This is a genomic window from Aeromonas sp. s4 (assembly GCF_040907855.1).
GTDB lineage: Bacteria > Pseudomonadota > Gammaproteobacteria > Enterobacterales > Aeromonadaceae > Aeromonas > Aeromonas caviae.
Genome location: NZ_JBFOCP010000020.1, coordinates 37,049 through 58,090, shown reverse-complemented (window position 1 = coordinate 58,090; position 21,042 = coordinate 37,049). Strand labels below are relative to the sequence as shown.

19 protein-coding genes and 1 riboswitch are annotated in these 21,042 nt (G+C 61.4%); of the genes, 13 read left to right on the top strand and 6 right to left on the bottom strand.

Annotation, left to right across the window (positions count from 1 at the left end):
• Positions 1–174 precede the first annotated feature (174 nt).
• The gene (gene fadE / locus AB5Y89_RS05805) at positions 175–2,631 is read right to left on the bottom strand and encodes an acyl-CoA dehydrogenase FadE (RefSeq protein WP_042882591.1); all 2,457 of its coding nucleotides are present in this window, start codon (positions 2,629–2,631) and stop codon (positions 175–177) included.
• Between the two features lie 252 nt (positions 2,632–2,883).
• Between fadE and lpcA the strand changes: the two genes are divergently transcribed.
• The 3 genes from lpcA to AB5Y89_RS05790 all read left to right on the top strand — a co-directional run bounded on the left by lpcA (position 2,884) and on the right by AB5Y89_RS05790 (position 5,008).
• Positions 2,884–3,462: a D-sedoheptulose 7-phosphate isomerase gene (lpcA, locus tag AB5Y89_RS05800; RefSeq protein WP_039038837.1), complete on the top strand. Its 579-nt coding sequence runs from the start codon at positions 2,884–2,886 to the stop codon at positions 3,460–3,462.
• Positions 3,463–3,573: 111 nt separating this feature from the next.
• Positions 3,574–4,371 (top strand): class II glutamine amidotransferase, encoded by a 798-nt coding sequence (locus AB5Y89_RS05795; RefSeq protein WP_043154215.1) that lies wholly within the window; start codon positions 3,574–3,576, stop codon positions 4,369–4,371.
• A 301-nt stretch (positions 4,372–4,672) separates the two neighbouring features.
• Positions 4,673–5,008, top strand: coding sequence for an Hpt domain-containing protein (locus tag AB5Y89_RS05790; protein WP_010674144.1), 336 nt, complete (start codon positions 4,673–4,675; stop codon positions 5,006–5,008).
• Positions 5,009–5,020: 12 nt separating this feature from the next.
• Here AB5Y89_RS05790 and yvcK read toward each other — a convergent pair whose 3' ends face one another.
• Positions 5,021–5,944: a uridine diphosphate-N-acetylglucosamine-binding protein YvcK gene (yvcK, locus tag AB5Y89_RS05785; RefSeq protein ID WP_029314269.1), complete on the bottom strand. Its 924-nt coding sequence runs from the start codon at positions 5,942–5,944 to the stop codon at positions 5,021–5,023.
• Between the two features lie 113 nt (positions 5,945–6,057).
• Here yvcK and AB5Y89_RS05780 point away from each other — a divergent pair, with 113 nt between their 5' ends.
• Complete coding sequence (locus AB5Y89_RS05780) at positions 6,058–7,239, top strand: FIST signal transduction protein (protein ID WP_041201554.1); 1,182 nt, start codon at positions 6,058–6,060, stop codon at positions 7,237–7,239.
• An 18-nt stretch (positions 7,240–7,257) separates the two neighbouring features.
• Positions 7,258–9,333 (top strand): ATP-binding protein, encoded by a 2,076-nt coding sequence (locus tag AB5Y89_RS05775; protein WP_164884715.1) that lies wholly within the window; start codon positions 7,258–7,260, stop codon positions 9,331–9,333.
• A gap of 272 nt (positions 9,334–9,605) precedes the next feature.
• Here AB5Y89_RS05775 and AB5Y89_RS05770 read toward each other — a convergent pair whose 3' ends face one another.
• The 4 genes from AB5Y89_RS05770 to narQ form a co-directional block, all read right to left on the bottom strand.
• Positions 9,606–10,181 carry an LON peptidase substrate-binding domain-containing protein gene (locus tag AB5Y89_RS05770; RefSeq protein WP_041212730.1) on the bottom strand — a complete coding sequence of 192 codons (576 nt, stop codon included), beginning with the start codon at positions 10,179–10,181 and terminating at the stop codon, positions 9,606–9,608.
• Between the two features lie 302 nt (positions 10,182–10,483).
• On the bottom strand, positions 10,484–10,909 hold the full coding sequence (locus tag AB5Y89_RS05765) for a globin domain-containing protein (RefSeq protein WP_323933562.1): 426 nt from the start codon (positions 10,907–10,909) through the stop codon (positions 10,484–10,486).
• Positions 10,910–11,055: 146 nt separating this feature from the next.
• Positions 11,056–11,694, bottom strand: a complete 639-nt coding sequence (narL, locus tag AB5Y89_RS05760) for a two-component system response regulator NarL (protein WP_039038841.1) — start codon at positions 11,692–11,694, stop codon at positions 11,056–11,058.
• Positions 11,694–13,406, bottom strand: a complete 1,713-nt coding sequence (narQ, locus tag AB5Y89_RS05755; protein ID WP_041215515.1) for a nitrate/nitrite two-component system sensor histidine kinase NarQ — start codon at positions 13,404–13,406, stop codon at positions 11,694–11,696. Before narQ ends, narL begins: the two co-directional genes overlap by 1 nt.
• Before the next feature lie 78 nt (positions 13,407–13,484).
• Positions 13,485–13,624: riboswitch (molybdenum cofactor riboswitch) on the top strand.
• Here narQ and moaA point away from each other — a divergent pair.
• The 8 genes from moaA (at position 13,612) to AB5Y89_RS05715 (ending at position 21,026) form a co-directional block, all read left to right on the top strand.
• Positions 13,612–14,607 (top strand): GTP 3',8-cyclase MoaA, encoded by a 996-nt coding sequence (gene moaA / locus AB5Y89_RS05750; RefSeq protein ID WP_160838047.1) that lies wholly within the window; start codon positions 13,612–13,614, stop codon positions 14,605–14,607. (Overlaps the previous riboswitch by 13 nt.)
• 251 nt (positions 14,608–14,858) lie before the next feature.
• Complete coding sequence (napF, locus tag AB5Y89_RS05745; RefSeq protein ID WP_041212734.1) at positions 14,859–15,368, top strand: ferredoxin-type protein NapF; 510 nt, start codon at positions 14,859–14,861, stop codon at positions 15,366–15,368.
• The gene (locus AB5Y89_RS05740; protein WP_010674154.1) at positions 15,365–15,667 is read left to right on the top strand and encodes a chaperone NapD; all 303 of its coding nucleotides are present in this window, start codon (positions 15,365–15,367) and stop codon (positions 15,665–15,667) included. Before napF ends, AB5Y89_RS05740 begins: the two co-directional genes overlap by 4 nt.
• Before the next feature lie 189 nt (positions 15,668–15,856).
• Positions 15,857–18,346, top strand: coding sequence for a nitrate reductase catalytic subunit NapA (napA, locus tag AB5Y89_RS05735; protein WP_167824927.1), 2,490 nt, complete (start codon positions 15,857–15,859; stop codon positions 18,344–18,346).
• A gap of 16 nt (positions 18,347–18,362) precedes the next feature.
• On the top strand, positions 18,363–19,097 hold the full coding sequence (gene napG, locus AB5Y89_RS05730; RefSeq protein ID WP_368223078.1) for a ferredoxin-type protein NapG: 735 nt from the start codon (positions 18,363–18,365) through the stop codon (positions 19,095–19,097).
• Positions 19,094–19,969, top strand: a complete 876-nt coding sequence (gene napH / locus AB5Y89_RS05725; protein ID WP_368223076.1) for a quinol dehydrogenase ferredoxin subunit NapH — start codon at positions 19,094–19,096, stop codon at positions 19,967–19,969. The genes napG and napH overlap by 4 nt, the downstream gene beginning before the upstream one ends.
• Positions 19,969–20,424 carry a nitrate reductase cytochrome c-type subunit gene (locus AB5Y89_RS05720; RefSeq protein WP_041212738.1) on the top strand — a complete coding sequence of 152 codons (456 nt, stop codon included), beginning with the start codon at positions 19,969–19,971 and terminating at the stop codon, positions 20,422–20,424. The genes napH and AB5Y89_RS05720 overlap by 1 nt, the downstream gene beginning before the upstream one ends.
• Positions 20,425–20,435: 11 nt before the next feature.
• Complete coding sequence (locus AB5Y89_RS05715) at positions 20,436–21,026, top strand: cytochrome c3 family protein (RefSeq protein WP_010674159.1); 591 nt, start codon at positions 20,436–20,438, stop codon at positions 21,024–21,026.
• The last annotated feature ends 16 nt before the right edge of the window (positions 21,027–21,042 follow it).

Genomic DNA, 21,042 nt, shown 5'->3' with positions numbered 1-21,042 from the left:
TATGCAATCCTGTGTGTGATCCTGTGCTTACCTTAACCGCTTCATTCAATATAGGAAACGGATTGATATCCAAAATATGATCCAGTCGGTTTCTCTTTCTTCGTATCGGATGCCATCCACCCGCCCTTTCATGAAAAACGCCTCCACAAGGGAGGCGTTCTGGCATCAGAGGCATCAAGCTGCCCTGTGATAGGCGGAGGCTTCAAACAGTGCCTTGTTGGCCACCAGGTCGACGGGATCGAAGTCATCGACGTTGATGGTGCGAAGGCGACTCTCCTCGGCGCGCCGCAGCAGGTCCGCTTCGGCCTGGTTGATGACACCGAGGCTCAGGCCCGCCTCTGCCACCTTGTCGAGCTGGGTGAAGGGGCGTTTGCTCCCTTCGGCTTTGCACACCTTGTCAAACAGCGGCTCTGCGGTCAGCACATCGTCCAGCGCCTGTTCCAGCAGCCCGAAGGGGTTGCCCTCCTCGCGCGTCAGATATTGGCCCTCGGCCAGACGGCTGCGAGTGGCACTTGGCACCTGGAGCAGGCGGGCCACCTGGCTGTCGAGCTTGTCGGAGGGACGCTTCAGGTCGCGACCAAGGGGCAGCACGATGGCGCGCAGGGCCAGACCAATCCAGCGGTTCGGGAAGTTGCGCAGCAACTCGTCGATCGCTTCCTGAGCCTTGAACAGGGCGTCTTGCAGTGCCCAGTGCAGCAGCGGCAGGTCGGCCTGCTGGCGTCCTTCATCCTGATAGCGCTTGAGGGCGCTGGAGGCCAGATAGAGCTGGCTCAGCACATCGCCAAGGCGGGCAGAGACCCGCTCTTTGCGCTTGAGCTCGCCACCCAGGGTGCCCATCGCCATGTCTGACAGGAAGGCCAGGTTGGCGGAGAGGCGAGAGAGCTGCTGATAGTAGCCCTTGGTCTGATCCTTGTAGGGCGCTGCGGCGAAGCGGGCACCGGTCAGCCCCAGCCAGAAGCTGCGCACCAGGTTGCTGATGGCAAAGCCCACGTGGCTGAACATCGCCTTGTCGAAATCTTTCAGCGCCTGCTCTTTGTCGGGGTGGCTGGCGGCCAGCATCTCCGGCAACACGTAGGGGTGGCAACGGATGGCTCCCTGACCGTAAATGATCATGCTGCGGGTCAGGATATTGGCTCCTTCGACGGTCACCGCGATGGGCGCCCCCTGATAGCCACGGGCTAGATAGTTGTTCGGCCCCATGCAGATGGCCTTGCCGCCATGGATGTCCATGGCATCGATGATGCACTTCTGGGCGCGGTCGGTGAGGTGGTACTTGACGATGGCGGAGATGACCGAGGGTTTTTCACCGAGATCGATGCCGGTGACCGTCAGTTTGGCGGCGGCGCCCATGATGTAGGCGTTGCCACCCAGGCGTGCCAGCGGCTCTTCAATCCCTTCCATCTTGCCAATCGGCAGCTTGAACTGGCGACGGATGCGGCTGTAGGCACCGGTGGCCAGGGCCAGCATCTTGACGCCGCCCGTGCTGTTGGAAGGCAGGGTGATGCCGCGACCGACGGAGAGACACTCCACCAGCATGCGCCAGCCCTGACCGGCCATGGCCGGACCGCCGATGATGAAGTCGAGCGGTACAAACACGTCCTTGCCGCGGGTCGGGCCGTTCTGGAACGGCACGTTGAGCGGGAAGTGGCGGCGACCGATGTCGACTCCCTTGATGTGGGTCGGAATGAGGGCGCAGGTGATGCCGAGCTCTTCTTCCTCACCCAGCAGGTGGTCAGGGTCACGCAGCTTGAAGGCGAGGCCGAGTACGGTGGCGATGGGAGCCAGGGTAATGTAGCGCTTGTTCCAGGTCAGGCGCATGCCGAGCACCTCTTCCCCTTCCCACTCGCCTTTGCAGATGATGCCGAAGTCGGGAATCGAGCCCGCATCAGAACCCGCTTCCGGGCTGGTCAGGGCGAAACAGGGGATCTCCTTGCCGACAGCCAGACGGGGCAGATAGTAATCCTTCTGCTCGTCAGTACCGTAGTGTTGCAGCAGCTCACCCGGCCCTAAGGAGTTGGGAACGCCGACGGTGGAGGCGAGCACGGCGCTGGCGCCGCACAGCTTTTGCAGCACGCAGGACTGGGCGTAGGCGGAGAACTCCAGCCCGCCATATTTCTTCTTGATGATCATGGCGAAGAACTTGTTGTCCTTCAGGTATTGCCATACCTCGGGAGAGAGATCGGCACGCTCGTGGGTCACTTCCCAGTCGTTGACCATGCGGCACACTTCTTCAACCGGACCGTCCATGAAGGCCTGCTCTTCGGCAGACAGCGTGCTGACCGGAATGGCGTGCAGCTTCTTCCAGTCCGGGTTGCCGGCAAACAGATCCGCTTCCCACCAGGTCGTCCCCGCTTCGATGGCTTCCTTCTCGGTTCGGGACATCTCCGGCATGATGGACTTGTAGATCTTGAACAGCGGCTTGGTCAGCTGGTTGCGGCGAAACTCCACCAGATTGAGGGGCAGGGCTATCACCGCGAACAGCGCCCACACCAACAGGGGCACATGGCCATAGAAGGTGCCGGCGACCAGGGCGGCGGCCGTGGCAAGCGTGGCGGTGAACAGGGACGCACGGCGATAGGCCATGGCGCCGATCACCAGGATCACCCCGAGCAGAGTGAGGGTCGTCGTCATTGTTTGCTCCTTGCATGAATTGCCGAGGTTGGGAAATTGGCGTTAACTGATCCAGAGGTCTGACCTGTTGGATGTGGCCCCTGTTGTAATTCATACGCACAAACTTATCAAGCTGTTTACAAGCCTGTTACCTTGGCTCTGTGATCGGCATAACGCGCTGCCCGCCCCATCTTGGCGGGCGGGGGGCGACGATTGGACTGGCTTGTGCGACAATGCCGCCACCCTATGTTGGACGACGAGATTTCAAAAACCATGTACCAAGAACTGATCCGCAACGAGTTGACCGAAGCTGCCAGCGTGCTTCAGGCGTTCCTGGCAGATGAGCAAAATCTGAAAAACATCGAGGCGGCGGCCAAGCTGCTCGCCGACTCCTTCAAGCAGGAAGGCAAGGTACTCTCCTGCGGCAACGGCGGCTCCCACTGCGATGCCATGCACTTTGCCGAGGAGCTGACCGGTCGTTATCGCGAGAACCGCCCAGGCTATGCCGGCATCGCCATCTCCGATCCCAGCCACCTCTCCTGCGTCTCCAACGACTTTGGCTATGACTATGTCTTCTCCCGCTATGTGGAGGCCGTCGGCCGTCGTGGTGACGTGCTGCTCGGCATCTCCACCAGCGGCAATTCCGGCAACATCCTCAAAGCCATCGAGGCGGCCCGTGCCAAAGGGATGAAGGTGATTGCCCTGACCGGCAAGGACGGCGGCAAGATGGCTGGTCTGGCCGATGTGGAGATCCGTGTGCCGCACTTCGGTTATGCCGACCGCATCCAGGAAGTGCACATCAAGGTGATCCACATCCTGATCCAACTGGTTGAAAAAGAGATGGCCAAGTAATCAACGATCCGGGATTGAGAGGGGGGATGGGTGACCATACCGGCCCTCTCATCCAGCCGTGACGGTTGATTGACGAAACTAGAGTCAAGACATTCAGGGAGTGGATGGTATATGTGCGAACTGCTCGGCATGAGTGCCAATGTGCCGACCGACATCTGCTTCAGCTTTACCGGGCTGATGCTGCGGGGCGGCAAGACCGGTCCCCACAAGGATGGCTGGGGGATCACCTTCTATGAGGGGCGGGGTTTTCGCACCTTCAAGGATCCCGAACCCAGCGCCCAGTCTCCCATCGCCAAGCTGGTCCAGGCACTGCCCATCAAGAGCCGTGCCGTGGTCAGCCATATCCGGCAGGCGAACCGGGGGTGTGTCTCCCTGGAAAACACCCACCCATTTACCCGCGAACTGTGGGGCCGTTACTGGACCTTTGCCCACAATGGCCAGTTGACCGGTTACAAGAAGCTGCCGACCGGGCGCCACCGTCCGGTCGGCGACACCGACAGCGAGCACGCCTTCTGCTGGCTGCTCGACAGGCTGGAGCACAAGTACCCCAAACGGCCGGCAAATTTCCCCGCCATGTTCCGTTACCTCGCGACCCTGTGCGACGAGCTGCGCGGGCTCGGGGTGTTCAACATGCTGCTGTCGGACGGAGAGTTCGTGATGACCTATTGCAGCAACAACCTTTACTGGTTGACGCGCAGGGCTCCCTTTGGCGAAGCCCGTCTGCTGGATGAGGATGTGGCCATCGACTTTCAGAGTGAAACGACGCCGAACGATGTGGTGACCCTGATCGCCACCCGGCCGCTCACCGGCAACGAGAATTGGGTGAAGATGGTGCCCGGGGAGTTCTGCCTGTTCAGGCTGGGTGAGCTGGAATATGGCAATGCAGCCAACTTGTTGAACCAGAAATAAAAAAATACCAGGGCAGATGTCTACCCTGGTTCTTCGCAGCAGCCATACAGGCAAAAAGGGATGAGAGAGGTGTTGCTGAGCCGCATCATTCTCATGGGTTGCATTGTTACTTTAATGTTAATTTTGTGACAACCTTTATCTCTCTCCATTCTGACTGACATACCGATAACTTGAAGCTGCTCACATTCTGGTGTCGCAAGAGCATCCGGAGCGATACGGGCATGCCCGAAGGACGGGTGACAGCGGGGCTGTGGGTCCGCTATATTGTGGTCTGTTTGAATACCATCATAGGGAAGAGAAGATGGAGTGGCTGGATCAGAAAGTGCTGCGACAACTGGCAGATGATATCGGTCACGAGATGATGCCGGTCGTCATCTCGGTGTTTGTCGAAGAGGTAGGCGAGCAGTTGGCCCAATTAAGACCGCTTTTTGAGCAGCGGGACTGGTCAGCCCTGGCGCGTCTTGCCCACAGCATGAAATCGTCCTGTGGCAGCTATGGCGCCAAACCCAGCTATCAGCAGGTGATGGATCTGGAGTCCGCCTGTCGCCGGGAAGATGAGCAAGAGGCCGGCAGACTGCTGGCTGAGCTGGAGCACTCCCTGCCCCAGGTCTTCACCCATCTGGCCCAGTTTCACTGATCCAGAAGGGCATCAGCCCGCCATGTCGCGCTCGCCAAGCCTGCTCAGGATCACGGTGTCGAGTGCCAGCCGCAGCTTGAGGCGGTCGTGGCGGTGGGGGAGGGCCGCTTCACCCAGCTCGGCCCGAACGAGGCAGTGCTGCAGCTCGGGTACCTGGGGGCCCTCGGGAGCCAGAATGGCATCGATCCGGCCGCTGCCTATCCGCTCTTCCAGCCAACGATGTTGACTGGACAGTGACAACTGGCCTGCCGGACCCTCTTCGTCCACCAGATTGCTGATGAACACGACGATGGCGCGGCTGCTGCGGATCGCCTCCGCAATTTCGCGCAGCAGCAGAGGAGGCATGATGGAGGTGAGGAAGCTGCCCGGCCCCAGGATGATCATGTCGGCCTGGCTCAGCGCCTCGACTGCTTCGCGCGTGGCGGGCACGACCGGTTTCAGGCTCAGGGCCCGTGGCGGCGTGGTGAGCTGATCGATGGAGACCTCTCCCAGGATCTGATCGCCACAGACGGTGTGGGCGCACAGATCGGTGGGATGCTCGGACATGGGCAGCAGATTGGGTTCAATTTCCAGCATGTCGCTGATGAGCCGGATGGCATCCAGGGGGCGCACGCAGAGGTTGTCGAGGGCCAGCAGCATCAGGTTGCCGAGGTTGTGGCCCGCCAGCTCGCCGCGGCCGGTAAAGCGGTGCTCGAACAGCTGGCTACCGATGCTGGGGGTGGTCACCAGCTGGTTGAGGCAGTTGCGCAGATCCCCCCAGGCGATGCACTCCTGGCTTTTGCGCAGGCGTCCGGTGGAGCCGCCATCATCCGTGGTGGTGACGATGCCCGTCAGCCGGGATCCCAAGAACGACAGGGAAGAGAGCACCCGGCCCATACCGTGCCCGCCGCCGATGGCGACGACCCGGTCGAAGTCATTGATATTTTTTTGCCACATGCAGTGATCCCGTGGGAGGCCAGTGAGCACCATTCTAGTCTCCATGGCCAGGTAATTGTTTGATAAGGGTATGATTTTTGCTTGATGCCAGCATCCCGTACCCCTAGGAGACGATGTTGAACTTCCTGACGGCTCACTCGCTTGCCGAGACGACCCCACTGGCCGCCCAACAAGTTACAGAGCGGTTGCATGCCCAGTCATCCCATGTTCCATCGCTGTTGCTGGTCTATTTTACCCAAGCACACGAGGCGGCGGAACTGCGCCGTGCGCTCAAGGCACGTTTTCCCGATACCCGGCTGATCGGTTGCAGCTCCTGCGGCGGTATCCTGACCCAGGATGGCCATCATGGTCGGCATGGCTGGAGCCTGTCGGTCGCCGCCCTTTATGATGACAAGGGGGCCTATGGCGTGGCTGGCCAGATGGGGGATCAACCGGATGTGCGGGCATTGCTGCGCCGCGCCATCGCCGATGGTGGCCGACCGGGAGAGCTGCCGCAGCTCGTGTTGCTGCACACCAGCCCGGGGCTGGAGGAGGTTGTGCTCGCGGGGATCGACGCCGAGTTTGGCGCGACCGTTCCCGTCGTCGGCGGGTCGGCGGCAGACGACGGCGTGGCCGGGCAGTGGCAGCTGTGCTGGGACGAAGGGGAGGGATCACAAGGGTGCGTGTTGGCGGTGCTTTACCCCGATTGCCAACTGGCGTTCCAGTTTCATTCAGGCTATGTACCCACCGAGTGTCGCGGCATCATTACCGGGATAGACGGGCGGGAGGTGCTGACCATCGATCACGAGCCGGCGGCCCGGGTCTATGGTCGCTGGACCGAGCGTGCGACGCCCTGGCCAGTGGGCCCCATCCTCAGGGAGACGACGCTCTCGCCACTGGCCCGTCAGGTCGGCATGCTCGATGACCTGCCCTACTACAAGCTCTCCCATCCCGAGGCGGTGACGGCGCGGGAGGGGCTACGCCTCTTTACCGAAACCCGACTGGGAGAGCGGCTGCTGCTCATGTACAGCAGCCAGGAAGGGTTGTTGCAGCGCAGCCTGAATGCGGTGAATATCGAGCCTGAATATGGCATGGCGAGCAATATGCGCCCCTTTGGCGCCCTGGTGGTGTTTTGTGCCGGTTGTCGGCTGGCACTGGGGGACAGGCTGGGGGACATCGTCAGTCAATTCAGTCAGAGGCTGGGTGAGATCCCCTTCATCACGCCCTTTACCTTCGGTGAACAGGGACGATTACCCCATGGTGAGCTGGCACACGGCAACCTCATGGTGTCGAGCGTAATCTTCCTCGAGAGCTGACACTGTGCTGGATTCAAGATGATAGGCAATAGCGAACTCGAAACCCTGGGTGACAAACTGCAAACCACGCTGGTGGAGCTGATGCGTTGCCGGGAGCGGGAGGCCAGATATCGGGAGGAGTCCCAAGCCCTGCTGTGCGGGGTGGCGACCCTGGCACAGGCCCAGAGTCTGGAGCAGGTACTGGAGAGTCTCATTCTTGCTCTCAAGCCCTTTATCGGATTCGAACAGGCGGACGTGGTCGCCTGGGAGGCCGTGAGGGGCAGCACCCATCTGAGCACCCAGCCGGACGAGGTGGGCCGGACCTGGTCGCTGACACCGCTCTTCTCCAGGGCCATCGAGGGGGAGACCCTGGTCATCTATGATCCCGCCCAACTGCCTGAGCTGGCGCCGCTGGCAGGGGCGCCGGGCTGGGCCAGCGTCATGATGACAGGCTTGCAGGGACCGGGGTTTTCCGGTGTGCTCATCTGCCGGCACAGCGTGGCGGGCACCTTCGATCTCAAGAGCAAGGCGGCGATGCAGCGTTGTCGCCCGCTCATCTCCCAGGCTCTGGTCAACATCGCCTATCGGGCTCGCCTGCAAGAACAGGTTGACCTCAAGACCCTGGCCCTGCAGGCCAGCGAACAGCGTTTTCGCAGTTTTGCCGCCATGGCCTCTGACTGGTTCTGGGAGACCGATCCCCAGCACAGGCTCAGCTATGTCTCTGCCCCTGGCTATCAGGGGGAAGTGCTGGCCCGCCAGACGGGGAGAAGCCTCTATGATTTTGCCCACGACAAGCAGGACCCGGCCTGGAGCCACTATCGGCACCTGATCGCCCACCATCTGCCGGTGCGGGGAATGCGGGCCCAGGTGATGCTGGCGGGCGGGCCTTGCTGGATGGAGATCAATGCGGAGCCTTGCCATGATGCCGGTGGCCGCTTCCTCGGCTATCGGGGCACGGCGCGGGAGATAGGCAGCCAGATCCGCCGCGAGCAGGAGCTGGCGCGGGCGCGGGACGATGCCGAGACGGCCAACCGTGCCAAATCCCAGTTCCTCGCCATGATGACCCACGAGATCCGCTCTCCCATGAACGCCGTGCTGGGGATGCTGGATCTGCTGCAGCACGGCCGGCTCGACACTCCGCAACAGACCCTCATCGGCCATGCCACCCACTCTGCGCATCTGTTGCAGACCATCATCGACGATGTGCTCGATTTCTCGAAAATAGAGTCACATACCCTGACGCTGCACTGTGAACCCTTTCAACCAGCCGAGCTGTGCCGTGCCCTGGTGGAGCCCTTGCAGGCACAGGCCAGTGCCAAGGGCATCACTCTGCACTGGCATCTGGATGAGACGCTCCCTGAACGCCTTCAAGGGGATGCCGTCCGCCTCTCCCAGGTGATAGGCAACCTGCTTGGCAATGCCGTGAAGTTCACCTCCGTCGGCAGCGTGCGTCTGGCGTTGACCTGGGAGGAGGAAAAGCTGGGGGTCATGGTCAGCGACACGGGGATCGGCATCTCCACCGAGGATCAGGCGTTGCTGTTCGAACCCTTCTATCAGGTCGACAGTTCGGCAACCCGCCGCTTCTCCGGCTCGGGGCTCGGGCTGGCCATCTGCAGGCGGCTGGTGCAGCTGATGGGGGGAGACATTTGCGTGCAGAGCACGCCTGGGCTGGGAAGCTGCTTCTGGTTCGAGCTGCCCGGGATGGCCTCTCCCTGTGCTCCGGCCACCGCCCCCGGCAGTGAAGAGTGCGCCAGACTGGAGCTGGATGTGCTGGTGGTGGAAGACAGTCCGGTCAATCAGCTGGTGGTATCCCTGATGCTGCAGAAGCTGGTGTGCAGGGTGAGGCTGGCAGGCAATGGGCTGGAGGCCCTGGCACAAGTGGCGAAGCAGCAGCCGGACCTTGTCCTGATGGATATGCGCATGCCGCAGATGGATGGGCTGGAGGCGACCAGGCGCCTGCGGGACATGGGGTGTGAGGTGCCCATCGTCGCGTTGACGGCCAATGCTATGATGGAGGACAGGGCCCGCTGCCTTGCCCAGGGCATGAACGATTTTCTGGCCAAACCCATCAGTCTTGCCAGGCTGCGAAGCTGCCTGCTCCGCCATTGCAGGTGATGCCGGCCGATTTTGGGTAAAAAAAATGGTCAACCTGGTGGTTGACCAATTCTTCAGCAAATACTGAAGAGAGCACGGGATAAATCGGGTTGTACGGTTTTATATGAAAAAGTCGTGCCAACTTTTCAAAACCTGTTATTTGCGGCCTGTAGCTGAATTGTGTGTTATTTATCGCTACCGTGATTGCAAAATGCAATTCTCATTTTTTCATTATAAGAATGCAGTGCCGAGAATTCGCGTTTTGCAAACCAACCGTTGACTCACTCTTTGACTCACTGTGCGATCAGTCGGCGCAAGAACTGGCGCGCCGCTTCACTGTTCTGTTTGGCAATCAACATCTGTTTTTCATAGATCGGCATGGGCAGGATCTCGAGCCAGCGTTGGCAGAGCCAGGCTGCATCGTCGAACTGCTTGTCCGGGTAGAGCTCATCCAGTTCCGGGTATTGTGCAAAGACCTCTCTCAATCGGCTGACCAGCTGGTTGTCGCTGACATCAGAATCCGCACTCGGCCAGTTGGGCAGCGGCTCGACTTGGGCGTGCCTGAGGCCTGCGTCATCCGTTTCCATCTCGTGGATGCAGAAGCGTTCAAGGCCGAGCACGGTGACCCCGAGCAAACCGTCGTTGAGGGTATAAAAATCAGTCACCTTGACGCGGGTTCCGACCGGGAGAATCCGTCCGCAGGTACCCGTGCTGGTGGTCTCTTCCATCACGATGCCAAAGCCACGATCCTCGAGGAAGGACTCCTTGAGCATCTGCAGGTGGCGCGGCTCGAACAGGCGAAGGGGGAGCTTGCCACCGGGCAGAATGTGGGACGGCAAGGGGAACAGTGCCAGTTGTTGAAGTTTCATGTTCCATCCTCCTAATCAGTCATTGCTGAATGTGACAATGCAGTGACCGTGCCAGAGAGAGGTGGCGTGGCGAAGGGGTGAGTCATTTCCCGTGGTTATTTTTAATATCCATTTAAAATCAATCTATTGTGATTTGATGTCGCGAACGCAGGCAAGGCAGTGCGAAAGGGATTCAGGTGAGGTGTTAGGGCGCCGAACATACCCCGTGTGCAGAATGAGTCTATTTTCGCATATTGCAAATTTGATTCATGCAAAATGCCTGTTACAGACCCATTCAGCGATTGGAGACCAAGGCCAGGGGATCAGGTGGTGAATTCGGTGTGCTGTGTCATGCCGTCCAGCATCAGGGCGGCTATTTCGTCATACATCTGCGACCAGGCCTGTGCCAGTGCCGGGGTAAAACCACTGCCGAGACGCCGTGCCAGTACCTGGGTCAGCGCCTGTTTGAGCAGCGCAAACTGGTGGGGTTGAACGTTGAATCGCTGGTGACGCCTGCCGAGATCGCGAATGATGAAACCCAGTGCATCCAGCTGGGAGAGGCTGGTGATGACGGTGTTCAGGGTGTCCGACACCTTGGCAACGGGCAGCTCCTGATGTGGGGGAAAGAAGGCCCTGAGTTCGGGGGACAATCTGAACAGCTCTTCATACACCTCCTGGACATAGCTGTTGTTCAGGGCGCTCACCCTGCCCCAGGCTTTCTGGACCAGCTCTATCTGCTCAAAGGTCATGTCGATGTTTCCTTCCCGTTCGATGTCATGAAAATAATAATCCATCTACTCAATAGAGCACCGGGTTCCGCGCCATTTGGGGAAAAGGAGAGGGGGCCAGCAAGGAGGCACGGATGGTGACCCCTTGCTGGCAGGAGGCCGGGACCTCAGTTGCGCTGTTCCAGGTACATGACGGCTGCTTCGACGCGGCTTTGGGCCTCGAGCTTTTTCAGCAGGCTCTTGACGTGGACCTTGACGGTTCCCTCGGAGATATGGAGCACTGAGGCGACCTGCTTGTTGGACAACCCCTTGGCGATTTCACGCATGATCTGCATCTCGCGTCGGGTCAGGCTCTCCAGCTTCTGCTGCAGGTGGTCCAGCTCGTAGATGTTCTCGAGATAGGGACGCAGCGGCTCGCTCAGGATCTGCTTGCCGGTCATCACGTCAGCCAGCTGGGCCAGCAGCATGTCAGGCTCGGTGTCCTTGAGCAGATAGCCGTCCGCGCCAGCCTTGAGCAGGGCAACCACATCCTGGCGGGCGTCAGAGACGGTCAGGATCACCACGCGGGAAGTCACCTCTTCGGCCCGCAGCGCCTTGAGGGTATCGAGACCTGACAACCCCTTCATGTTGAGGTCGAGCAGGATAAGGTCCGGTTCGGACTCCTTGGCCATGGCCACGGCGTCGGTGCCGTTGGAGGCCTCGCCAACCACGTCGATGTTATCTTCCAACTCCAGCAGTTGCACAATTCCCTTGCGCATCAGGGGATGGTCATCCACGACCAGAACACTGTATTTCATCTCGTCCATCAGGCGTCTCTTGTTAGGCTGGTGGGAAAGGTCAGGTGTATGCGGGTGCCCCCGGAGGGCGGTTCACTGATGGTCAACTGGCCGCGCAATTTGCTGGCGCGTTCATTCATGATGCTGAGACCGTAGTGATTCACCGCCGAGCTTGCGCCCCTTATTCCAACACCATCGTCTGCAATCTGAACCTGGATGTTACCATCAGCCAGGGTCTCACAGCTAACGTCAATGTGCCGCGCGCTGGCATGCTTGATGGCATTGAGCACTGCCTCACGGATCAGCTGCAGGATGTGGATGTGCTGCCCCGCTTCAAGGTCGGTGTCCGTCAGTCCGTACTGGAGCCTGATGTCGGCGTGCGTCTGGGGTTTGAGCTGCTCGAGCATGACCGCGATGGCTTCACCCAGGTTGGCATCGCCGATGCTGAGGCGGAAGGTGCCGAGCAGTTCGCGCAACTGGGTATAGGCATTGCTGAGTCCCTCGTCGATCTGCTCCATGGCTGCCTCGGTCTTGGCCCTGTCCCCCTTGGCGAAGGAGCGCTTGAGCAGCGTGGCCTGGATCTTCAGGTAAGAGAGGGCCTGGGCGAGGGAGTCGTGCAGTTCACGGGCGATGACGGCGCGCTCTTCCATCAGCAGCAGGCGCTGGTGCTGCAGCAGGGTCTGATCCTTGTGCAGCACCTGGGCCAGCAACATGGAGAAGTTCTTCATCAGCCGCTCGTCGATGGGGTGGTCGCTTATCATGTCGAGCCGGCCGTACTCCTCGTCATCCATCTGCAGGTAGAAGCTCACCACGGCGTCCAGATCCCCCGGCCACCCCTTGCGACCTGTGATGTAGACCGGCATCGCATTGTGCTCGAAGCGGGTGAGGCGGATGTACTCGATGTGCTGGTGGGCGGCGGCCCGCTCCAGCAGCTTTTGCAGGGTGCGGCGGCTGAGGGGCGCCGCGTGCAGTTTCTGGGCGGTGGAATAGAGGAAGGAGAGGGTGTCGTTGGCCTGTTGCAGCTTGGCCGTTTTCTCCTCCACCTTGCTCTCCAGCTCCCGGTAGAGTTTGCCAAGCTCGTCGGCCATGGTCGCGAAGGCTCCCGACAGCTCTCCCAGCTCGTTCTCACAGTGGGGGGGCAGGGTGAGATCGAATTCCTGACGCTGGATCTGGCGTGCGCAATAGACCAGCTGATTCAAGGGCGCCACCACCTGCTGGCGAGTGAAGCGCACCGTGCACCAGGCGATGGTGATGATGGCGAGCAGCCCTAGCCCCTCGGCCAGCGCCAGCATGCGCACCTTGAACTCCACGTGGTACTGCATCTGGTTGACGAAGTCATCGATGGCGGCGACGAACTGTTCCGTATTGTCGGTATAACGGCTGGGCGTGGCATTCTCGATGTGTTCGCGCATCACTTGCCATTGCAAGAGGACTTCACCATAGGTGCGGCGCAGGGAGGCGGGCGTGATCCAGCGCTGGGTCTCCTGCAGCTCGGGGGCATGAAGGGTCTGTTCAAACTGGGCGAGCCGACCGAGGACGACCTGATCCTTCTCGATTTCATAGGCCATGCGGTAGGCCTGCATGCGCAGGGATCCCGACAGGTTGATGGCCTTGGCATCGGGAACCGAATAGAAGAGGGTGACCATGGCCACCACGGCGATCAGGCTGGCCATGAACAGGATCAGCACCATGGAGCGACCGATGGCGCTGCTGACCGACTGCACTCTGAACCATTTTCCCATGCCGACCGGCTCCCTTTTCACCCACAAAGACCCCACAAAGTAGCATGGGAGTGTACTCCAAGTTGTGCTAGCATCGAAAAACTAGATGAACTCCGAGCGATTTTGCCTAAGTCATTGAGATAGGGGGAGATCGCCGTCAGCCGATGTTCGAGCTGAAAGGGTCAGGAAAGAAATGCCCTGGCCTCCCGTATTTGGAAAGGTGTTTATGTTGCCACTTGAAGATGGTTTTTCCCGTCGCTTTTACTATTTGCGTCTGTCGGTCACCGACGTCTGCAATTTCCGCTGTACCTACTGTTTGCCGGACGGCTATCACCCGCCGAAAGGAGATGGTGAGGGGCGCCAGTCCTTCCTCTCCCTGGAGGAGATCCGTCGCGTCGTCTCCGGGTTTGCGGCCATGGGGACGCGCAAGGTGCGTCTGACCGGAGGCGAGCCCTCCCTGCGCCGCGACTTCACGGCCATCATCGAGACCGTGGCCAATACCCCCGGCATCGAGAAGGTGGCCATGACCACCAACGGGTATCGCCTCAAGGAGCGTGCCCGCGAGTGGTTCGATGCGGGGCTGACGGCCCTGAACGTCAGCGTCGACAGCCTGGATCCCCGTCAGTTCCACCAGATCACCGGCGAGAACAAGCTGGCGGAGGTGATGGCGGGGATAGACGCCGCCCTGAGTGCCGGTTTTCGGTCGGTCAAGATCAACGCCGTGCTGCTCAAGGGGCTCAATGATCATCAGCTCGAGACATTCCTCGCCTGGATCCGCGACAAACCCATCGAGCTGCGTTTCATCGAACTGATGCAGACCGGCGAGATGGACGCCCTGTTTCGCGATCACCATACCAGCGGTGAACTCATCAAGCAGCGCCTGCAAGAGAGCGGCTGGGTGCAGCAGCTGCGCGGCCTCGATGATGGCCCTGCCCAGGTGTTCACGCATCCGGACTCGAGGGGCGGGGTGGGGCTCATCATGCCCTACAGCAAGGATTTTTGCGCCGGTTGCAACCGGCTGCGGGTCTCCTCCAAGGGCAAGCTGCACCTGTGTCTCTTTGGCGACAACGGGGTGGAACTGCGGGATCTGCTCACCGATGACAGCCTGCAGGAGGCGCTACAATGGCGTATTCGCCAGGCGCTGACCGGCAAGGCCGCCACCCATCGCCTCCATGAAGGCAATGCAGGCATGACCCCCCACCTGGCCTCCATCGGCGGCTGACAGCCGCCGTGCACCTCAAATAACCTTCGATTAATTATCAATCCTCACATAGGGGTAATTTACCTTGCCCCTGCTGTGTCTAATTGCGCCAAGGGTTTGATCCAGCGCAAGAATCCCCCCTGTTTATCTCCCTGGTGGTATATCCCCTGACTTGTCAGGGCCGCAATATACACCCACGCTTATAATTGGTATTGAAAATGCCAGTCACGGAATCCGCGCGGGGGCATCCGCCCCCGAAAAGAGGAGTCGATATGACCGACGGGGTCAACTTGTCACGCAGAGGCCTGTTTCGGGGACGCCTGAGCGCCCCCAAGGCCGGGATCCAGTTGCCCTGGTCCGTCTCCTGGGACGAGTTCGTGGCCGGCTGCACCCGCTGCGGCGACTGTCTGGCGGCCTGTCCGGAGCAGATCCTGATCAAGGGAGACGGGGGCTTCCCCACGGTGGATTTTCACCGCGGCGAGTGCACCTTCTGCACCGAGTGTGTCAGCGCCTGCCAGGCGCCGGTGTTCAGGCCGACAACCCAGACACCCTGGGAGTATGTGGCCCATATCGAGGCGGGCTGTCTGGCCACTGCCCAGGTGTTCTGCCAGCGCTGTCAGGACAGCTGCGAGCAGCAGGCCATCCGCTTTTCCCCCCGGCTGGGGCGCGTACCCACCCCCGGCATCCATGCCGAGTCGTGCAACGGCTGCGGGGCCTGCGTGGCGGATTGCCCGGTGGGTAGCATCAGCATCGGTCTGTCTCGTGGCGAGGCTTCGCGATGACCCAAGAGACGAACAAGTTGGAAAACGGTGATATGACGCGAGAAGAGTTCCATGTATCCAGCCTGGTGGTGCTGACCCAGCCCGATCTGCGCCACGCCCTGGCAGAGCGGATTGCGACCCTGGATGGGGCCGAGATCCACGCCGTCAGCGAGGAGGGCAAGCTGGTGGTGACCCTGGAGGGGCCGAGCCAGCGCCCCATCATGGCGGCCATCGACACCATTCAGGGGTTGCCCGGGGTGCTCTCTGCGGCCCTGATCTACCACCAGTTCGATGAAATGGACGCCGAAGATGGGGAATAAGGCGTCATGTGGCAGAAGCGCAAGAGTCGTTCGCTGACCGCCACGGGTAATACACGGGATGCCGGGTCTGTTGTCTGCGTTCGATGAACGAAAAGCCCAGAGCAAAGGAATAAAGCGCCATGGAGCTGAGCCAGCGCGGCTCGTCACAATGGCTGTCATTGATGTGATTAAGCAATGCGAGGATATGTCATGAAGCTGAGTCGACGCGACTTTATGAAGGCCAATGCGGTGGCGGCAGCCGCTGCCGTGGCCGGTGTCAGTGCCCCCACTCTGGCGGCGAACCTGATCACCAGTACCGACAAGACCGCCATCACCTGGGACAAGGCGCCGTGCCGCTTCTGCGGGACCGGCTGCTCCGTGCTGGTGGGCTCCCAGGCTGGCCGCGTCGTGGCGACCCAGGGGGATCCCGATGCACCGGTCAACCGTGGCCTGAACTGCATCAAGGGCTACTTCCTCTCCAAGATCATGTACGGGGAGGATCGCCTGACCCAGCCCATGCTGCGCATGACGAACGGCAAGTTCGACAAGAACGGCAACTTCGCCCCCATCAGTTGGGATCAGGCCTTCGACATCATGGCCGAGAAGTTCAAGGCGACCCTGAAAGAGAAGGGCCCGACCGCCGTCGGCATGTTCGGCTCCGGCCAGTGGACCGTGTGGGAAGGCTATGCCGCCGCCAAGCTGATGAAGGCAGGCCTGCGCTCCAACAACCTGGATCCCAATGCCCGTCACTGCATGGCCTCCGCGGTAGTGGGCTTCATGCGTACCTTCGGCATGGATGAACCCATGGGCTGCTACGACGACATCGAGCAGGCCGACGCCTTCGTGCTGTGGGGCTCCAACATGGCCGAAATGCACCCCATCCTCTGGTCGCGCATCTCCGATCGCCGTCTGTCCCACCAGGATGTGCAGGTGCACGTGCTCTCCACCTTCGAGCACCGCAGCTTCGAGCTGGCGGACAACGGGCTGGTGTTCACCCCCCAGACCGATTTGGCGATCCTCAACTACATCGCCAACTACATCATCCAGAACGACAAGGTGAACTGGGAGTTCGTCAACAAGCACACCCAGTTCCGCAAAGGGGTGACCGACATCGGCTACGGCCTGCGTCCCACCAACCCGCTGCAGCAAAAGGCCAAGAACCCGGACAGCGGCGACTCCACCCCCATGAGCTTCGAGGACTTCGCCAAGTTCGTGGCGGATTACGATCTGGAGTCCGTCTCCAAGCTCTCCGGCGTGCCCAAGGACAAGCTCGAGAAGCTGGCCCAGATCTATGCGGATCCGGACAAGAAGGTGGTCTCCTACTGGACCATGGGCTTCAACCAGCACACCCGGGGCGTCTGGGCCAACAACCTCTGCTACAACATCCACCTGCTGACCGGCAAGATCTCCCAGCCGGGCTCCGGCCCCTTCTCCCTGACCGGCCAGCCCTCCGCCTGTGGTACCGCCCGTGAAGTGGGTACCTTCGCCCACCGTCTGCCGGCGGACATGGTGGTCACGGATCCCAAACACCGCGCCATCGCCGAGAAGATCTGGAAGCTGCCGGAAGGCACCATCCCGGAGCAGGTGGGCTACCACGCCGTGCTGCAAAACCGCATGCTGAAAGACGGCAAGCTCAACGCCTATTGGGTGATGTGCAACAACAACATGCAGGCCGGCCCGAACATGAACGAAGAGGCGCTGCCCGGTTATCGCAACCCGGCCAACTTCATCGTGGTCTCCGACCCTTATCCGACCGTGACCGCCCAGGCGGCCGACCTCATCCTGCCCACCGCCATGTGGGTGGAGAAAGAGGGGGCCTATGGCAACGCCGAACGTCGCACCCAGTTCTGGCACCAGCAGGTGAAGGCACCGGAAGGGGCCAAGTCCGACCTGTGGCAGCTGATGGAATTCTCCAAACGCTTCACAGTGGAAGAGGTGTGGCCGGCTGAGTTGATTGCCAAGATGCCGGAAGTGAAGGGCAAGACCCTGTTCGACGTGCTCTATGCCAACGGCCAGGTGAACCAGTTCCCGAAAGAGCAGAGCAAGGGGGCCCTGAACGACGAGGCCGAGCACTTTGGTTTCTACGTCCAGAAGGGGCTGTTCGAGGAGTACGCCTCCTTCGGTCGCGGCCATGGCCACGACCTGGCGCCGTTCGATCAGTATCACGAAGCCCGCGGCCTGCGCTGGCCTGTGGTGGACGGCAAGGAGACCCTGTGGCGCTACCGCGAAGGGTTTGACCCTTATGTGAAAGCGGGGGAGGGGGTGCGTTTCTACGGCAAGCCCGACGGCAAGGCGGTGATCTTCGCGTTGCCCTATGAGCCGGCTGCCGAAGCTCCGGACAAAGAGTACGACATGTGGCTCTCCACCGGTCGCGTGCTGGAGCACTGGCACACCGGCACCATGACCCGCCGGGTCCCCGAGCTCTATCGCGCCTTCCCGGATGCGGTGCTGTTCATGCATCCGGAAGATGCCAAGGCCCGTGGTGTGCGCCGTGGTGAAGAGGTGATCGTCTCCTCCCGCCGGGGCGAGGTGAAGACCCGGGTCGAGACCCGCGGCCGCAACCGTCCGCCCAAGGGACTGGTGTTCATGCCCTTCTTCGATGCGAGCCAGTTGGTCAACAAGCTGACCCTGGACGCCACCGATCCGCTCTCCAAAGAGACGGATTACAAGAAATGCGCCGTCAAGGTCGTCAAGGCATAAGGCGGGGGAGCGCGAGATGAGTCGTAGTCGGCGCCAGTTTCTGGCCGACATGGCCAAGGGGGCCTGCGGTGTGGGCCTGCTTGGCGTGGGGCTCGGTGGCGTGGCCCGCCAGCAGGCACAAGCCGTGCCTGCCCAGGCGCTGCGCCCGCCGGCAGCCCTCGACGAGGCTGAGTTCCTCGGCGCCTGCGTGCGCTGCGGGCTCTGCGTCGAGGCCTGCCCCTACGACACCCTCAAGCTCGCCCGGCTGTTTGAACCCGTGACCACCGGCACCCCCTACTTCAAGGCGCGCGCCGTCCCGTGCGAGATGTGTGACGACATCCCCTGCGTGGTGGCCTGCCCTAGCGGGGCGCTGGATAGGGCCATGACCGACATCGATCAGGCGCGGATGGGGGTGGCGGTGCTCATCGATCACGAGACCTGCCTCAACTACCTGGGGCTGCGCTGCGACGTCTGCTACCGGGTCTGCCCCCTCATCGACAAGGCCATTACCTTGGAGCTGCAGCACAACCCGCGCACCGGCAAGCACGCCATGTTCCTGCCCACGGTGCACAGCGATCTCTGTACCGGCTGCGGCAAGTGCGAGCACGCCTGCGTGCTGGAGGAGGCGGCCATCAAGGTGGTGCCTCGCCAGCTTGCCAAGGGGGAGCTGGGTCACCACTACCGGCTCGGGTGGCAAGAGAAGGAGAAGGCGGGCAAGTCCCTCATCGGTGAGCGACTGACCCTGCCGACCCGCAAACCGGAGGGTCTATGAGTCGGTATCCGGGAGCCGAGGCCACGGCCAGGCTGGGGTGGTGGCGGTCACACCGCTTCCTGCTGCTGCGCCGGCTCTGCCAGTTCGGTGTGCAGGGGCTGTTCCTGCTGGGACCGCTCGCGGGCATCTGGATCCTCAAGGGCAACCTCTCCAGCTCCCTGCTGCTGGAGACGGTGCCCCTCACGGATCCCCTGACCCTGTTGCAGTCGGTGGCGGCGGGCCAGTGGCCCATCCCCACCCTGTGGCTCGGGGCCGGGCTGGTGCTCGCGGGTTACTGGCTGGTCGGGGGGCGGGTGTTCTGCTCCTGGGTCTGTCCGGTCAACCTGGTCACCGATGCCGCCGCCTGGCTCAGGGGGCGGCTCGGGCTCAAGGGCAATGGTCAGTTCAACCGCGCTACCCGCTACTGGCTGCTGGTCATGGTGCTGGTGGCGCCGGCCATCGCCGGCGTGCTGGTGTGGGAGCTGGTCAATCCGGTGTCGCTCACCCTGCGGGGCCTGCTGTTTGGCATGGGGGCGGGCTGGGGCCTGCTGGCGGTGCTGTTCCTGTTCGACCTTTTTGTGGTGGAGCGGGGCTGGTGCGGCCACCTCTGTCCGGTGGGGGCCTTCTATGCCCTGGTCAACCGGGTCGGGTTCATCAAGATTGCAGCCTCGGGGCGCGAGCGGTGCAGCAACTGCATGGATTGTTATGCGGTCTGCCCGGAACGTCCCATCCTGCGCGGCCCCGTTCACGGTGCCAGGCGTGGTCACGGGCCCTTGATTGCGGCTCAGGAGTGTACCAACTGCGGCCGTTGCATCGATGTCTGCGCGGAGCAAGTTTTTGAAATCACTGTAGGTTTTGCCGTCAAGGCAGAGAAAACGTCGGAGAACACATAATGAAGAAGCTGATTGGAGCAATGCTGGCCTGCCTGATGGCGGGTTCCTTGATGGCGGCCGTCCCCGAGATCACCAACAGCACGGGGGGCATCAAGTCGGAGCGGGGAAGCACGGATCTGGTGACGGATGCCGACGCGGCCCCTCTGAAGAACTTTCGCAAGGATGGCGACCTCTACGATCGCCAGTACATGCACCAGCCCCCGCTGATCCCCCACGACACCCGCAACTATGAAGTGGACAACAAGGTCAACAAGTGCCTGGCCTGTCACAGCTTCAAGAACGCCAGTGCCATGAAGGCCCCCAAGATAAGCCCCACCCACTTCGAGACCCGCGACGGCATGACCCTGGGCGAAGTCTCGCCGCGCCGCTACTTCTGTCTGCAGTGCCACGTGCCGCAAGCGGACGCCAAGCCGCTGGTGAACAATACCTTCAAACCGGTTGAAGCGCTGAACTGAGGAGCCCATAGATGAAATTACCCGGCTTTGTGAAGCGTCTGTGGACCACCTTCAAGTCACCGTCGAAGGCGGCCCTCTGGGTCATCCTGCTGATGGGCTTCTTCGGTGGCGTCATCTTCTGGGGCGGGTTCAACACCGCCATGGAAGCGTCCAACACCGAGGCCTTCTGCACCGGTTGCCACGAGATGAAGGACAACGTGTTCGTGGAGTACCGCGACACCATCCACTACGCCAACCGCTCCGGCGTGCGGGCCAGCTGCCCGGATTGCCACGTCCCCCACGAGTGGACCTACAAGATCATCCGCAAGGTGCAGGCCTCCAAGGAGCTGTGGGGCATGATCACCGGCAAGGTGGATACCCGCGAGAAGTTTGAATCCCACCGGCGGGAGATGGCCGAGCGGGAGTGGCAGCGGATGAAGGAGACGGATTCGCGCGAGTGCCGCAACTGCCACAACTTCGAGTACATGGACTTCTCCCTGCAAGGGCGTCGGGCCGCCCAGATGCACTCCACCAACCTGGCAAGCGGGGCCAACACCTGCATCGACTGCCACAAGGGGATTGCGCACCAACTGCCTGACATGAAAGGGGTGCCAGGCTTCTGATGGGAAGGCCGCCGGA